This window comes from Bacillus cereus, assembly GCF_025917685.1.
GTDB lineage: Bacteria > Bacillota > Bacilli > Bacillales > Bacillaceae_G > Bacillus_A > Bacillus_A cereus_AT.
Map to the genome: position 1 here is coordinate 1,306,209 of NZ_CP089518.1, position 13,444 is coordinate 1,319,652.

Sequence of the window (13,444 nt, forward strand, 5' to 3'; positions counted from 1 at the left end):
GTGCTTATAGGTGATATGTCTATTTTTCTGATAGGTGCTGAAACCATATTGACAAAAAGGCATTCTCGTGTGATAATTCAATTAAATTTTTAGAATAATCAAAAAACATTCCTTTTACATAGAAAGGATTCGAACATTATATTAATATTACGCCGGGGGTGACGAAATGTTATTTTTTCTGAAGAAATGGAACGAATTAAAAGATGTGAAGGCAGAACTGGCACTTCGCGATTGGTTTTATGGTACAAAAATTAGTTTATCGATGTGTACGTCAAAAGAGCCATTAACATTTTTGGTAAATGTAGAGGGAAGAGATAAAGGAGTATTTTCTGAAGAAGACTTTATTGTAGTAAATTGCATGTGTGAGCCAGTATTTGAAAACGAAGAAAAACCAGCTTCAGAGTCGTTTATGCATGCGGATATTTATAAAAAAAGCAGTGCAGAATGTATTTTACAAGTACAGACTGTAGATAGTCATTTAATGTCAGAGTTATATGGGAAAGAAGGAGAAGTGACATTCGAACAACGCAGCGTGGAACGTGTTTTTGGCAAAGAAGGCATTACAGAAATGACAATTCCAATTGTAGAAGATGAAAAAAAATTCGCTGATTTATTGGAAAGTAATGTTCCGAATTTTACTGAAGGTGGAGGAGTAGTCCTTGTTCATAATTACGGAATGATCGTGTGGGGAAAATCACCAGAAGAGGCGAAAAAATGGTTGGAAGGTATAGAATATTTAATGAACTACCACGTAAAGCTTTTAATGATAAAAGGGGCAAAAAGTTCTGTTATATAAAGGTGTATTCACAGTGGTTACCATTCTATAAAAATGAAAGCGTTTTAAAATTAAATTTCACTCATAAAATATAGGTCTCCTTATTATATATAGATTACATGTTGACATGTAAGGAGGAACATATTTTGCGAGTTAAATACCATTTTCTGCCAAAACAGCAAGTGACATTTTGCAAAACGAATGATTCTGGTGAAAAGGCTTTGCAAATTATGAATGAAACGGGATTTAGGGCGATCCCTGTATTAGCAGAAGATGAGAAGGAATTCACGGGGATTATTTATAAAGTAGATCTTTTAGAGAAGAAGTGTAATAGCGGATTAGAGCATGTAAGTACAGGAGATGTGCTGGAAGATTCAAATTCGTTTATTTTTGAAAAGGATTCTTTTTTTAGAGCTTTTTACGTGATTCGTCGTCTCCCGTTTTTAGCGGTTTTAAATGAATATAATGAATTTGTCGGTATTTTAACACATTCTAATGTATTTGATGTTATTGAAGATTCGTTCGGTATGCGGACGGGTGGTTATATATTAACAATTGCAACACAAGATTGTAAGGGAACAATTAAAGAGCTGGGGACATTGTTAAAGGCATACAATATAGGTGGACTGTTTACGCTTGATAATGGTGATCAATATATTCGCCGTATTATCGTAAATATATCAGATGAGTTAAATGAAAAAAGATTAAAGCAATTAATTGAAAAGATAGAGAAAAAGGGATTTAGGGTGAGTCATGTAGATCATATTTAAGTTAAAAAGGGAAGGTAGCTATCTGTTATATGTAGATAGCTACCTTTTTTAGTACGAGAAATGAATCTTATTTTGAAACAGGAGGTGGAGATAATACTAAATCAGATAAAAAAATGAAGTCTGCATGTTCGCGAACTTTAGGAATAGAAGTTTCAATAACACGTGATGTAATTTCACCTGGAGGACCAACGTGCCCGATAGCTACCATGATTGGTTTTTCTTGAATTTTTTTGATGAGTAATTGGGCTTGTCTTGAAATATGACTTGCCGTATATACATCATCAAAAAATAATTGATTTTCAATGATAGGCACCCCTAATTCTTTACCGATTTTTGGGACAACACTATTGGGATTTGTTTTACTATCTAAATAAAATAAACCGTGTTTTTTACAGGCAGAAAGTATAAGACGTACAATCCTTTCATCAGCGGTTACTTTTGATCCCATATGATTGTTCATTCCTATTGCATGAGGTATTTCTTGAATTGCTTGTTCGAGTCGGTTGTTTATTTCTTCATCGCTTAAATCTGTTGTAATCGCTTTCGGTCCAAGCCACTCTTTTTTTCCTCTAATTGGTTCCATGGGCATATGTATAATAACTTCATGCCCTTTTTTATGGGCAGCTATTGCATCTTGTTTAGTAGAAGGAAGAAATGGCATAACAGCAATAGTGAGTGGAATAGGAAGTGATAACATCCTATCAGTTCCTTTCATATTATTGCCGAAATCATCGATGACAATAGCAACTTTATTCGTATGAGCGTTTGCTTGAATAGGAAATAGGAAGAAGGGTATGAACAGGGTGAAGACGAGAAATGTAATAGTATATTTGTGCATTTGAATATTTCCTTTCTATTTTATCCCGCTATTTGCGGGCAGTAAGATTCCCACCTCAAAATTCGGCTAGAGCAAAGAAGTTAGGTGGGAGATCCACTGTCCGTAAATGCCCGATTGGTGAGGGCTAATAATCAGCGGGGGATGAACAAAACCCTCACTGATTAAAGTTTCACTTTATCAATCATCATTATGTTTTGCGTTTTTACATAAATTAAACAAAAAATGTCGAAGAAAAGTACATTGAAAATAGAGAACCCACTGTTTACTGAGTATTTACAAAAAAGAAGATGAAAAAAATGTCTATTATTGCGAATGTATTTACAAAGATAGAATAATTTGTAATAATTCTCAAAGTGAGGGTAAAGATTTGTAAATTACAGGGGGAAAATGTTAAAATTTCTGATTCTTCAAATAGAATTAAATGTTTAAAGGGCTAAAGTAGAAGAGACGTTGAGAGCATGGGAGAATAATAAGGGGGATATGGATGTTTACTGTAAAAAGGAAGTACACATTAGAAAAGCTTTCGCATGATATTCATATGAAACGTGAAGAAATGATCCATTTAGGATTAACAAGTGGGTTAAATAGTATGGAGACAATTCAAGTTAGTCAAGAATTGGACAAGCTTATCGTACAGTATCAGAGTTACAAAGAAAGACAAACACCGAAATGGTTTTCAATTATAAAGGTCCCTATTTTTCAAATTGGGTATGAAGGAAAATCGAGCAATTTTTGGAGAATGCTTGTGGCTGGTTTTATGAAATAAGTATAATTATCCTTTTGGGATAAGGATAATTATACTATGTGTAATGGAATCTCTATATGAACTGTCGTTCCTTTGTTTTCTTTACTATCAATAAATATATGCCCGTTGTACATCTCTACAATTCGTTTACATATGACAAGTCCAAGACCTGTTCCAGTATCTTTATTAGTAAAGAACGGATGAAAGAGGTGTTTTTGAATATGTTTTGGAATTCCTTTTCCAGTATCAATAATTTGCAGTTGTGCGTGTTTTTCATTGTTTGTTACTACAATGGTTAATGTATCACCAGAAGCCATAGCTTCAATTGCATTTTTTGTAATGTTTAAAACCACTTGTTTCATATGGTCTTTTGAGCAAAGTATATGAACAGGTTGGTCTGGAAAATGTAAATGAAATACAATGTTATGTAGATTCGCCTCAGATTGAATAATTAATGCTACCTCATTAAGAATCGTTCTTACATCATATGTTTGTTCAATGATGGCAGTTGGCTTTCCAAGAATAAGAAATTCGCTTACAATTTCATTAATCCGTTCTATTTCTTGTTCGATTATGGAAAAGTAGAACTGATCCTGGTCATCTTTATATTTCTCTTTTAACAGAGCAACGAGTCCTTTAATTCCAGTAAGAGGATTACGGATTTCATGGGCTGTACTAGCTGCAAAAGTTCCAACCAATTCAATTTTTTGCAGTTCATTTTGTTGTCTTTCCAGTTTTGTTTGACGTTTTAATAACATATATTGAGCAAGTAAAAATAAAATAGACAGTAAAAATAAAGTAGCTATACACTCTATTAAAACTAACTGGTATAAAGTTTGTTGATGAATAGGTAACGGAGAAACAGAGACCTTCCAATTTAATCTTTGGAGTGGGGTAGTGAGCATGTTAGAATGCCCATCGTTTGTTTCATTATTATCATCAGTTAGAAAAACTACATCATGTTTATCAGTCACTTCGAAATGATATTGTGGTTTAATAGCATTTAAAGAGGCTGAAATGTAGTCAAAACGTAAACTCGCTAATAATAAGCCTGAGAGTTCCTTTTGTCTATTAAATATTGGAGAGGCAATCATAATAGCTTGATGTCCAAGAACGCGATCTGTAATAACTGATGATACAGTTGTTTTCTTAGATTGTAATGCATCTTGAATGTATTGGCGGTCAGAAACGTCAATAGGCGGCGAATCGCCTTCAGATGCGATTGTAATCATCCCATCTGTTGTAGAGTAATATAGACCAGAAAATCGTGCATCGTTTCCATCCGTATCATGTACAATCTGTTTAATTCCATTGATGTTTCCAGTTTCGGTCCCTACGACTTTTGCGAGCATTTCTAAGGCAGATATAGCTTCGCCAAGGTGATGGTCTAAATAGTCTCTATATAAAAAGAGAACAGTGTGAGCAGATAGTTTGTTTTCTTGTTTCATTTGATAAGTGTGATACGAAAAAAATGTGGCACCGATCCCTATCGTTGGCAGTATAACAAGCAGTATGTAAAAAACTATGCTTTGTAATTTGACTTTCAAATTTGGTACTCCTTCTTTTTTATTATCATTATATATAAACTATGTTAAAATTGTCATGTTTTTATTCAAGAATCATTTGCATTACATTAGGGAAATGAAAAGGGATGAGTGAATATTCATTTGTAAATTGTAATGAAGTACTACGTTGCTTTTCTTTTTGTTGCGGAGAATTTAAGTGAAGGGTTGAAATGGTATGACATCAAATAATGAGCGAGAAGATATTTCTCAATCTTTAAAAGTATTTATTGCATTATCCCGTGTACATCGTTCTGTTATGGATACTACAAATAAATCCATACAAAGTAACGGATTAAATCCAACTGAGTTTGCTGTATTAGAACTACTATATCATAAAGGAGGCCAACCACTTCAGCAAATTGGTGAGCGTATTTTAATAGCTAGTGGCAGCATTACATACGTTGTAGATAAGCTCGAGAAAAAAGGACTAGTAAAGAGGATCCCATGCCCGAATGACAGACGTGTTATTTATGCGCAATTAACGGAGTCTGGGGAGAGCTTTATTGCTTCTATTTTTCCAGGGCATGAGCAAGTTATACATCAGTCTTTCGAAATGTTAACGAAAGATGAAAAGGATGAATTACTTGATCTATTAAAAAAAATTGGAAAGTATGAAAAATAATAATACGTTCCAAAGGAGCTTTGGATAAAGAAATCCAAGGCTTTTTTGTTTACATGTAATTATGACAGTAGCTGCTGTATTTTGCTGAAAAATAAGAGGATATTTGGAAGTGAGCATTGAATTATAGTAATGATGCATATAATGGAGAGGGGGCTCGTTCATGTCATTTAAAGACTATGAATATAAACGGCCAAATATTGAAGAATTAAAAGAGAAGTTTACTGTTGCTTTAGAAAAGTTCGATAATGCAAAAACGGTTGAAGAACAAAAACAAGTAATTAATTCAATTAATGAAATTCGTAATGATTTTGGTACAATGGGGAATCTTTGTTACATTCGTCATTCTGTTGATACGACAGATGCTTTTTATAAAGAAGAGCAAGATTTCTTTGATGAGTACTCTCCAGTTGTACAAGGCTATGGAACAAAATATTATAAGGCGTTAATGAATTCTCCATTCCGTGAAGAATTAGAAGCGTATTATGGAAAGCAATTATTTGCTCTAGCTGAATGTGATTTAAAAACATATTCAGATGAAGTAGTGAAAGATTTGCAATTAGAGAATAAATTGTCTTCACAATATACACAGTTGTTAGCATCTGCAAAAATTGACTTTGCAGGAGAAGAAAGAACGTTATCACAACTTATTCCGTTTATGCAAGGAAAAGAAAGAAGCGAACGTAAAGCAGCAAGTGAAGCATACTACGGATTTTTAGCTGGGAATGAGGAAGAGTTAGACCGTATTTATGATGAGCTTGTTAAAGTGAGAACAACAATTGCAAAAACACTTGGTTTTAAAAACTTTGTTGAATTAGGATATGCGAGAATGTATCGTACAGATTATAATGCTGAAATGGTTGCGGACTATCGCCAGCAAGTATTAGATTATATCGTTCCGGTTGCAACAGAGTTAAGAAATAGGCAAAAAACACGCATTGGTGTAGAAAAGCTCGCTTATTATGATGAAAACTTTGAGTTTGCTACAGGTAACCCAACTCCAAAAGGTGATGCGGATTGGATTATTAATCACGGGAAAACGATGTATAAAGAATTATCAGCTGAAACAGATGAATTTTTTAATTTCATGCTAGATAATGATTTATTAGATTTAGTTGCGAAAAAAGGAAAAGCTGGTGGTGGATATTGTACATATATTGAGAATTATAAAGCGCCATTCATTTTCTCAAACTTTAATGGAACGTCTGGTGACATTGATGTACTAACACATGAAGCTGGTCATGCTTTCCAAGTATATGAAAGTCGTAAGTATGAAATTCCGGAATACAATTGGCCAACATATGAAGCGTGTGAAATTCATTCGATGAGTATGGAATTCTTTACATGGCCGTGGATGAAGTTATTCTTTGAAGAAGATGCGGAAAAATATTATTTCTCACACTTAAGTTCAGCACTTCTATTTTTACCGTACGGTGTATCTGTAGACGAATATCAACATTATGTATATGAGAATCCAGAAGCATCGCCAGCAGAACGTAAGTCAGCATGGCGTAACATAGAGAAGAAATATTTACCACATCGTGATTATGAAGATAATGATTATTTAGAGCGCGGTGGTTTCTGGCAACGTCAAGGCCACATTTATAGCTCACCGTTCTATTATATTGACTACACGTTAGCTCAAATTTGTGCACTGCAATTTTGGAAACGTGCAAGAGATAATAGACAAGAGGCTTGGGAAGATTATGTGAATCTTTGTCAGCAAGGTGGAAGTAAATCATTCTTAGAATTAGTAGAAGTTGCAAATTTAACATCGCCATTTGCTGAAGGTTGTGTAAAAAGTGTAATTACAGAAATTGAAGCGTGGTTACGTGCTGTTGACGACACAAAATTGTAAAAAATATGCGCTTTTTTTCACATGTTTAACATCGACATAATGGAAAAATGATGAGATAATAAAAGAAAATTCAGAATTATCTAAGGGGTGTTTCTAATAAGGAGCACCTCTTTTCACCAACAAAAGGGGGGAAAGCATCATGCTTCAATCTAATATGGATGTTAGTTTAGAAACTTTAGTCCACTCATTACAGTCTACACGAAGCACGCTGTTATCAGAAATTGAAATGTTAAATGATACGGAGGTGAATGTAAAGCCACGTCGTGATAAATGGAGTATTATTCAAATTTTGCATCATTTACATTTAGTTGAACAGTCTGTCACATCTGCCCTTGTATATGCTTTGCAAAAAAAAGAAAGAAAAATTGCTCCATTTAAAGACCTCCAACTTACGCTTGATCGCACATATAAACGGGAAGCTCCTCAACAAATGAAACCAACAGAAACATTAATGAAGAAACTGCAAGGAATTCAATTACTAGAACATTCACGACAAGAATTATTACATGCACTTCATAGTGTGATAGATGAAAAAGAATTATTTGAAAATGGATTGAAACATCCTATTTTTAATGATTTGAATTTATACCAATGGGTTCAATTTTTGGATTTGCACGAACAAAGGCATCTTACACAGCTAAAAGAAGCAAAACATGCAATTTTACAGCGATAAAGTGAAACTTTAATCATTGGATGGCATCCCGCACTGATTATTATTCTTTACCGATCGGGCTGCCCTCAAATAACGGGATAAAGTGAAAGAAGCGGTGAACCGCTTCTTTTCCTTTTTTACTCATGCATAGTTTTCTTTCTCATTTTGGAATACTACATGGAGAAGAGAAAAGGAGTTGAAAAGTATGTCAAAGAAAAAGAGAGAAGAAGAGCGCGCTTGGAAAGCTCGGAAAGAGAATCAAAAACCACATGGAAAAGTGAAAGCTTTTGCAGAATTAGTTGAAGGAACAGAAAAAACGTGATGAATTTCATCACGTTTTTTGTATGATTGGGAAAGTTAATAAAAATGTTGTACCTGTTCCTTTTTCACTAATAATATCAATCTTTCCATTCATTGCTTGAATGACACTGAAGACGACCATCATCCCGAGTCCGGTCCCTTTTTCTTTCGTCGAGTAGAAGGGTGACCCGAGGCGTTTTACTTGTTCTGGATCCATACCAACGCCTGTATCTTTTATATATAATTGTATATGTTTATGGTCTGGAACTAATGTAAGAATAAGGTCACCACCGTTAGGCATAGCCTCAATACAGTTTTTAAAAATATTTAATAAGCATTGGTTCAGCTTTTGCCTTTCACCAGCTATAAAGAAAGATGTACTTTGTTTTATGTAATGTATACGAACATTCGTTAAATTGGCAAGAGGTGTAATCAAAGACAACGCATGAAGTAATTCTTCCTCTACTTGTAATTGTTGTTCTTTTTCAATACTCGGTTTTGCAAAAGTTAAGTAGTCGGTAAGAACATGATTTGCTTGTTCGATCCCATTAATGGCTATGTCGATATATAATTTTCGTTCCTTCTCAGAGCACGTATTTGACTGTAAAAGTTGCAAAAATCCTTTCGTTGAAGTTAAAGGATTACGAATTTCATGAGAGATGGAAGCCGCCATTTCGCCGATTAAATGAAATTTCTCAGCGTTCATAAGTTCATTTTGGAGACGAACTTGCATTTGTAATATGTGTAGTAAATATAAAATAAGGATCGTGCCAATCATCGTACATAGTTCGTACACAATGATATGTGGTATATAATCTGCATCATTTGTAACACTTGCAAGGAAAAATGGTATCCAACCAAATCCATAAGTAAGACTGTAAAAAATAGCAAGTGTTATTTTTATATGATTAGAACTTCGATTGAAAAATTTGTATGTTAATAGTAGAACAATAAATAGGAGAATAGAAGCGATAAAGGATGGAAACGCACCTATTCCTCCTAATAAAAAGCGATAAATGTTTAATACAGCTAAAATAGAACCACCAGCAATAGGCCCTCCCGTTAACGTACCGACAATTAATACGATATGTCGCATGTCGAACTGAAAACCATTATTTGTTTTTGCTGCAAAAGTGATACATAGTATGGTAGCGAGGCAACACAATACAATAAATATAGCTGAATTTAATTTAGGAGATCGTTTCCCTTTCTGATTCCAAAATAAATGATATACGAGCATTGTAACGAGAATAGATAATATATTTAAAAAGAGGTAAATAATAAAGAGTTCCAGTGGGATGCCTCCTCTCTTCTAACATTAAATTAATCATACTATAAAATGAAAGAAATGAAATGAGAAATAGCGGAAAAATCAGAAATTTTTTATGGTAGTATACAATATGTTACAATAAGCTTTGTCAATGAAAGAAGAAATTCCATGCACTGCATGGGAGAGGTTCGCGAACTCCCTCTATAAAAAACTATGGAAACAACAATATCCTTAGGTATTGTTTTGTTTTTTTATTGTGACAGTTCAAGAACGTTCTTTCTTCTTATTCGTAGTAGAGAAGGAGAATGAGTGAAATGAAAAAAGAAAAAGCAGTTGTTGTTTTTAGTGGTGGACAAGATAGTACAACATGTTTATTTTGGGCGATAGAGCAGTTCGCAGAAGTGGAAGCTGTAACGTTTAACTACAATCAACGTCATAAGTTAGAAATTGATTGTGCAGCAGAAATTGCGAAAGAGCTAGGTATTAAACATACGATACTAGATATGAGTCTATTAAATCAACTTGCTCCAAATGCGTTAACGAGAACGGATATGGAGATTACACATGAAGACGGTGAATTGCCATCGACATTTGTAGATGGACGAAATTTACTATTCTTATCATTTGCTGCTGTATTAGCAAAACAAGTTGGAGCACGTCATATTGTAACAGGTGTATGTGAAACTGATTTTAGTGGTTATCCAGATTGCCGTGACGTGTTTGTGAAATCGTTAAACGTTACATTAAATTTATCTATGGATTATCCGTTTGTCATTCATACACCACTTATGTGGATTGATAAAGCAGAGACATGGAAATTATCTGATGAACTTGGTGCATTCGAGTTTGTTAGAGAAAAAACATTAACATGTTATAACGGAATCATTGGTGATGGTTGCGGTGAATGTCCAGCATGTCAACTTCGTAAAGCAGGATTAGATACGTACTTACAAGAACGCGAAGGAGCGAACAACTAATGGATAATTTCTTTGGATTTCGCATCGTAGAAAATTTGCAAAAAATGGACAAGGATATTCAGCGTGAACAACTCAAGTATCATAATAGAAGAGTAATGGTCAGCAAGGAATTTACATTTGATGCAGCGCATCATTTACACTGTTATGAAGGTAAATGTAAAAATTTACATGGCCACACATATAAAGTCGTATTTGGAATTAGCGGATATGTAAATGAAATAGGCCTTGCAATTGACTTTGGAGATATAAAAGAAATTTGGAAAAATGAAATAGAAATTTATTTAGATCATCGTTATTTAAATGAAACATTACCAGCAATGAATACGACTGCTGAAAATATGGTAGTTTGGATTTATGAAAAGATGGCAGAAGCATTAACAAAAGATAATCGTGCGAGTGAATACAAAGGAGCGCGTGTTGAATTTGTTCGTTTGTTTGAGACACCGACTAGTTATGCGGAAGTAAGACGGGAGTGGATGCTCGATGAGTAAAATCCCAGTCTTAGAAATATTTGGCCCGACTATTCAAGGTGAAGGAATGGTTGTAGGACAAAAGACGATGTTTATCCGTACAGCTGGCTGTGATTATAGCTGCGCTTGGTGTGATTCTGCTTTTACGTGGGATGGATCGGCTAAAGATCAAATTAGACAGATGACTCCAGAAGATGTTTGGAATGAGCTTGTAGAAATTGGTGGCGAAAATTTTTCTCATGTTACGATTTCAGGGGGAAATCCAGCATTGCTGAAAAATATTGAGTTTCTTCTTTCTATATTAAAAGAGAATGGAATGCGAACAGCAATCGAAACGCAAGGGAGTAAATGGCAAGATTGGTTACTTCAAATTGATGAGATAACGATTTCTCCAAAACCACCAAGTTCGACGATGAGTACTGATTTTCAGAAGTTAGATGATGTGATTCAGAAACTAGCAGGAAAAGATATTAGTTTAAAGGTAGTAGTATTTGACGATTATGACTTTGAGTATGCAGTTAAGATGCATGAACGTTATCCAGATGTGCCATTTTTCTTACAAGTAGGGAATGATGATACAAAAACTGTGGATGATGCGATGCTAATTAAAAAATTATTAGATAAGTATGAATGGCTTATTGAAAAAGCGGTTAACTGTAAAGAGATGAATAATGCAAAAGTATTGCCGCAGCTTCATGCGTTAGTATGGGGAAATAAACGCGGAGTATAATGAGAAGGGATGTTTAAAATGGCAGGAAGATTAGATGAAGATTTAAAAGATGTAACATTATTAGGAAATCAAAATACAAAATATTTATTTGAATATAGCTCAGAAATTTTAGAGGTATTTGATAATAATCATCCAAACCGTGATTATTTTGTGAAATTCAATTGCCCTGAATTTACAAGCTTATGTCCGAAAACAGGCCAACCAGATTTTGCAACAATTTATATTAGCTACATTCCAGAACAAAGAATGGTAGAGAGTAAATCTTTAAAGCTATATTTATTTAGTTTCCGCAATCATGGTGACTTCCACGAAGATTGCATGAACGTTATTATGAATGATTTAATTAAATTAATGGATCCGCGTTACATTGAGGTATGGGGGAAATTCACACCACGTGGAGGGATTTCAATTGATCCTTACTGCAACTATGGTCGCCCAGGAACGAAATATGAACAAATGGCAGACTACCGCATGATGAACCATGATCTATATCCAGAAACAATTGATAATCGTTAATATATAATAGAAAGAAAGGATCTGTATGTTATACAGATCCTTTCTTTCTATTATATTATGCATTTTGATTAATGACAGTATAGTTTTTATGACTTACAACTGTAAGAGGTTCCATATCTAGTTCTCTAAAATTTTCCATAATTGTTATATCTACAATAACGGAGTTTTGATTTACTTTTTGAACACGGCCTTGCATTCCACCTTTAAATTCAATGATATCTCCAGTTTCTGCGATCTGCATAAGCAACTCTCCTTGTTACAGTTTTCCCAAAAAAGAATAATTTTGGTTTTTTTTATTTCCTCTTATTTTGAACCATATTGTCTAGTTTGTAAATGTTTCCAAAGTAAAAATTCGAAAAATATTCACTTTTTGTAAGAAAATATGTGAAAAAAATATTGTTAGGAGAGGAATGATGGAAATGCATACATCTTTATATGGGAGTATAATAAAAAAGATACAATGACCTACTAAAGTAGGAGAAATTAGGGGCGGTAAAATGATGTTTGAAATTGTGGGGAGCTTTATAGCGATTTTATTATTTTTATTTTCTTATATACAGTTGAAGAAAATGCGTCAACATGAAACAACTACATATTTTGATGGACTGGATGGTTTGCATACATCGATAACGCATGATAGTAGTGGGGATATGTAATGATGTATAACTTTCTTTTTATGCATGGTATGATGGCAATAAGAAATAGTACATAATATAGTTCGTAAGTGATGAATGGGGAGTGGAAAGAATGAGAATTTCTTTTATTCGTCATGGTCGTTTGGATAGTGCTATAGAGCCAATGACAATTATTTCATTTCGTGAATGGATGAAGCAATATGATTTAGGAACTACGGTAAAAGAAGCTCATATACCGATTGAAACAATTGAGGCGATTACAACAGCGAAATTGGTCGTAACGAGTGATCAGAGGCGCGCTGTGCAATCAGCAGCCGAATTAACGGATTCTTTATCTTTTGTGCAAAATCCTCTTTTTAGGGAAGCTGAAGTTCCGACAGGTTTTTATGCTCCAAAATGGTTGAAATGTAAACCTAATGTATGGATGTTTATTGGACGTACACTATGGATAGCTGCTTATAGTAAGGATGTTGAGTCTTATAAGGAAGTGCGAGAAAGAGCAAGGCAAGCTGCTAATATGTTACACCGCTATGCGCTCGTACACGGACATATTACTCTTGTAGGTCATAGTTATTTCAATGTGATGATTGGGACTGAACTGAGGGCAATAGGGTGGTCAGGTTCGCCTATTTTCCATAGGAAGCCGTGGGGATGTACAACGTATACATTTCGTGAGGCGATGGATGGAAATGTATTAAATACGAATTTAACATAAAAGAGACTG

At 34.3% G+C, this 13,444-nt stretch carries 17 protein-coding genes and 1 riboswitch; of the genes, 13 read left to right on the plus strand and 4 right to left on the minus strand.

What is annotated here, in order from left to right:
- Nucleotides 1–166: 166 nt before the first annotated feature.
- Nucleotides 167–796 carry a class II aldolase/adducin family protein gene (locus LUS72_RS06695; RefSeq protein WP_264448718.1) on the plus strand — a complete coding sequence of 210 codons (630 nt, stop codon included), beginning with the start codon at nucleotides 167–169 and terminating at the stop codon, nucleotides 794–796.
- Between the two features lie 125 nt (nucleotides 797–921).
- Complete coding sequence (cbpA, locus tag LUS72_RS06700; protein ID WP_071744763.1) at nucleotides 922–1,545, plus strand: cyclic di-AMP binding protein CbpA; 624 nt, start codon at nucleotides 922–924, stop codon at nucleotides 1,543–1,545.
- Nucleotides 1,546–1,612: 67 nt separating this feature from the next.
- On the opposite strand, the gene LUS72_RS06705 is transcribed toward cbpA, so the two are convergent.
- A complete protein-coding gene (locus LUS72_RS06705) occupies nucleotides 1,613–2,383 on the minus strand; it encodes a divergent polysaccharide deacetylase family protein (protein ID WP_097830165.1) in 771 nt (256 codons plus the stop codon).
- Between the two features lie 484 nt (nucleotides 2,384–2,867).
- Between LUS72_RS06705 and LUS72_RS06710 the strand changes: the two genes are divergently transcribed.
- Nucleotides 2,868–3,149, plus strand: coding sequence for an aspartyl-phosphate phosphatase Spo0E family protein (locus LUS72_RS06710; protein WP_097830166.1), 282 nt, complete (start codon nucleotides 2,868–2,870; stop codon nucleotides 3,147–3,149).
- A gap of 29 nt (nucleotides 3,150–3,178) precedes the next feature.
- On the opposite strand, the gene LUS72_RS06715 is transcribed toward LUS72_RS06710, so the two are convergent.
- Nucleotides 3,179–4,675, minus strand: coding sequence for a DUF3149 domain-containing protein (locus tag LUS72_RS06715; protein WP_264448719.1), 1,497 nt, complete (start codon nucleotides 4,673–4,675; stop codon nucleotides 3,179–3,181).
- 193 nt (nucleotides 4,676–4,868) lie between these two features.
- Here LUS72_RS06715 and LUS72_RS06720 point away from each other — a divergent pair, with 193 nt between their 5' ends.
- The 4 genes from LUS72_RS06720 (at nucleotide 4,869) to LUS72_RS06735 (ending at nucleotide 8,144) form a co-directional block, all read left to right on the plus strand.
- Entirely contained in the window at nucleotides 4,869–5,315 is a 447-nt protein-coding gene (locus tag LUS72_RS06720) for a MarR family winged helix-turn-helix transcriptional regulator (RefSeq protein WP_000203343.1), read from the plus strand.
- Nucleotides 5,316–5,475: 160 nt separating this feature from the next.
- Entirely contained in the window at nucleotides 5,476–7,170 is a 1,695-nt protein-coding gene (locus LUS72_RS06725; RefSeq protein ID WP_097830168.1) for a M3 family oligoendopeptidase, read from the plus strand.
- A 139-nt stretch (nucleotides 7,171–7,309) separates the two neighbouring features.
- On the plus strand, nucleotides 7,310–7,843 hold the full coding sequence (locus tag LUS72_RS06730; RefSeq protein WP_097830169.1) for a DinB family protein: 534 nt from the start codon (nucleotides 7,310–7,312) through the stop codon (nucleotides 7,841–7,843).
- Between the two features lie 184 nt (nucleotides 7,844–8,027).
- Nucleotides 8,028–8,144, plus strand: coding sequence for a DUF6254 family protein (locus LUS72_RS06735; protein WP_000038354.1), 117 nt, complete (start codon nucleotides 8,028–8,030; stop codon nucleotides 8,142–8,144).
- 9 nt (nucleotides 8,145–8,153) lie between these two features.
- On the opposite strand, the gene LUS72_RS06740 is transcribed toward LUS72_RS06735, so the two are convergent.
- Nucleotides 8,154–9,362: an ATP-binding protein gene (locus LUS72_RS06740; protein ID WP_097830170.1), complete on the minus strand. Its 1,209-nt coding sequence runs from the start codon at nucleotides 9,360–9,362 to the stop codon at nucleotides 8,154–8,156.
- A gap of 207 nt (nucleotides 9,363–9,569) precedes the next feature.
- A riboswitch (PreQ1 riboswitch) is annotated at nucleotides 9,570–9,613 on the plus strand.
- A gap of 93 nt (nucleotides 9,614–9,706) precedes the next feature.
- Here LUS72_RS06740 and queC point away from each other — a divergent pair.
- The 4 genes from queC to queF are packed head-to-tail and all read left to right on the plus strand — an operon-like array spanning nucleotide 9,707 to nucleotide 12,085.
- Nucleotides 9,707–10,369 (plus strand): 7-cyano-7-deazaguanine synthase QueC, encoded by a 663-nt coding sequence (queC, locus tag LUS72_RS06745; protein ID WP_097830171.1) that lies wholly within the window; start codon nucleotides 9,707–9,709, stop codon nucleotides 10,367–10,369.
- Complete coding sequence (gene queD / locus LUS72_RS06750) at nucleotides 10,369–10,860, plus strand: 6-carboxytetrahydropterin synthase QueD (protein WP_097830172.1); 492 nt, start codon at nucleotides 10,369–10,371, stop codon at nucleotides 10,858–10,860. Before queC ends, queD begins: the two co-directional genes overlap by 1 nt.
- Nucleotides 10,853–11,569: a 7-carboxy-7-deazaguanine synthase QueE gene (gene queE, locus LUS72_RS06755; RefSeq protein ID WP_097830173.1), complete on the plus strand. Its 717-nt coding sequence runs from the start codon at nucleotides 10,853–10,855 to the stop codon at nucleotides 11,567–11,569. The genes queD and queE overlap by 8 nt, the downstream gene beginning before the upstream one ends.
- 18 nt (nucleotides 11,570–11,587) lie before the next feature.
- Nucleotides 11,588–12,085 (plus strand): preQ(1) synthase, encoded by a 498-nt coding sequence (queF, locus tag LUS72_RS06760; RefSeq protein ID WP_264448720.1) that lies wholly within the window; start codon nucleotides 11,588–11,590, stop codon nucleotides 12,083–12,085.
- 55 nt (nucleotides 12,086–12,140) lie between these two features.
- Here queF and LUS72_RS06765 read toward each other — a convergent pair whose 3' ends face one another.
- Nucleotides 12,141–12,326: a YkvS family protein gene (locus tag LUS72_RS06765; protein ID WP_001165081.1), complete on the minus strand. Its 186-nt coding sequence runs from the start codon at nucleotides 12,324–12,326 to the stop codon at nucleotides 12,141–12,143.
- 256 nt (nucleotides 12,327–12,582) lie between these two features.
- Here LUS72_RS06765 and LUS72_RS06770 point away from each other — a divergent pair, with 256 nt between their 5' ends.
- On the plus strand, nucleotides 12,583–12,741 hold the full coding sequence (locus LUS72_RS06770) for a hypothetical protein (protein ID WP_097831843.1): 159 nt from the start codon (nucleotides 12,583–12,585) through the stop codon (nucleotides 12,739–12,741).
- A 91-nt stretch (nucleotides 12,742–12,832) separates the two neighbouring features.
- The gene (locus LUS72_RS06775; RefSeq protein WP_264448721.1) at nucleotides 12,833–13,435 is read left to right on the plus strand and encodes a histidine phosphatase family protein; all 603 of its coding nucleotides are present in this window, start codon (nucleotides 12,833–12,835) and stop codon (nucleotides 13,433–13,435) included.
- Nucleotides 13,436–13,444: the final 9 nt, after the last annotated feature.

What these genes read in the sequence shown, in the direction of transcription:
- LUS72_RS06695 (WP_264448718.1), top strand. Translation starts at nt 167, where the DNA reads ATGTTATTTTTTCTGAAGAAATGGAACGAATTAAAAGATGTGAAGGCA.
- LUS72_RS06705 (WP_097830165.1), bottom strand. Translation starts at nt 2,383, where the DNA reads ATGCACAAATATACTATTACATTTCTCGTCTTCACCCTGTTCATACCC.
- LUS72_RS06710 (WP_097830166.1), top strand. Translation starts at nt 2,868, where the DNA reads ATGTTTACTGTAAAAAGGAAGTACACATTAGAAAAGCTTTCGCATGAT.
- LUS72_RS06720 (WP_000203343.1), top strand. Translation starts at nt 4,869, where the DNA reads ATGACATCAAATAATGAGCGAGAAGATATTTCTCAATCTTTAAAAGTA.
- LUS72_RS06725 (WP_097830168.1), top strand. Translation starts at nt 5,476, where the DNA reads ATGTCATTTAAAGACTATGAATATAAACGGCCAAATATTGAAGAATTA.
- LUS72_RS06730 (WP_097830169.1), top strand. Translation starts at nt 7,310, where the DNA reads ATGCTTCAATCTAATATGGATGTTAGTTTAGAAACTTTAGTCCACTCA.
- LUS72_RS06735 (WP_000038354.1), top strand. Translation starts at nt 8,028, where the DNA reads ATGTCAAAGAAAAAGAGAGAAGAAGAGCGCGCTTGGAAAGCTCGGAAA.
- LUS72_RS06740 (WP_097830170.1), bottom strand. Translation starts at nt 9,362, where the DNA reads ATGCTCGTATATCATTTATTTTGGAATCAGAAAGGGAAACGATCTCCT.
- queC (WP_097830171.1), top strand. Translation starts at nt 9,707, where the DNA reads ATGAAAAAAGAAAAAGCAGTTGTTGTTTTTAGTGGTGGACAAGATAGT.
- queD (WP_097830172.1), top strand. Translation starts at nt 10,369, where the DNA reads ATGGATAATTTCTTTGGATTTCGCATCGTAGAAAATTTGCAAAAAATG.
- queE (WP_097830173.1), top strand. Translation starts at nt 10,853, where the DNA reads ATGAGTAAAATCCCAGTCTTAGAAATATTTGGCCCGACTATTCAAGGT.
- queF (WP_264448720.1), top strand. Translation starts at nt 11,588, where the DNA reads ATGGCAGGAAGATTAGATGAAGATTTAAAAGATGTAACATTATTAGGA.
- LUS72_RS06765 (WP_001165081.1), bottom strand. Translation starts at nt 12,326, where the DNA reads ATGCAGATCGCAGAAACTGGAGATATCATTGAATTTAAAGGTGGAATG.
- LUS72_RS06770 (WP_097831843.1), top strand. Translation starts at nt 12,583, where the DNA reads ATGATGTTTGAAATTGTGGGGAGCTTTATAGCGATTTTATTATTTTTA.
- LUS72_RS06775 (WP_264448721.1), top strand. Translation starts at nt 12,833, where the DNA reads ATGAGAATTTCTTTTATTCGTCATGGTCGTTTGGATAGTGCTATAGAG.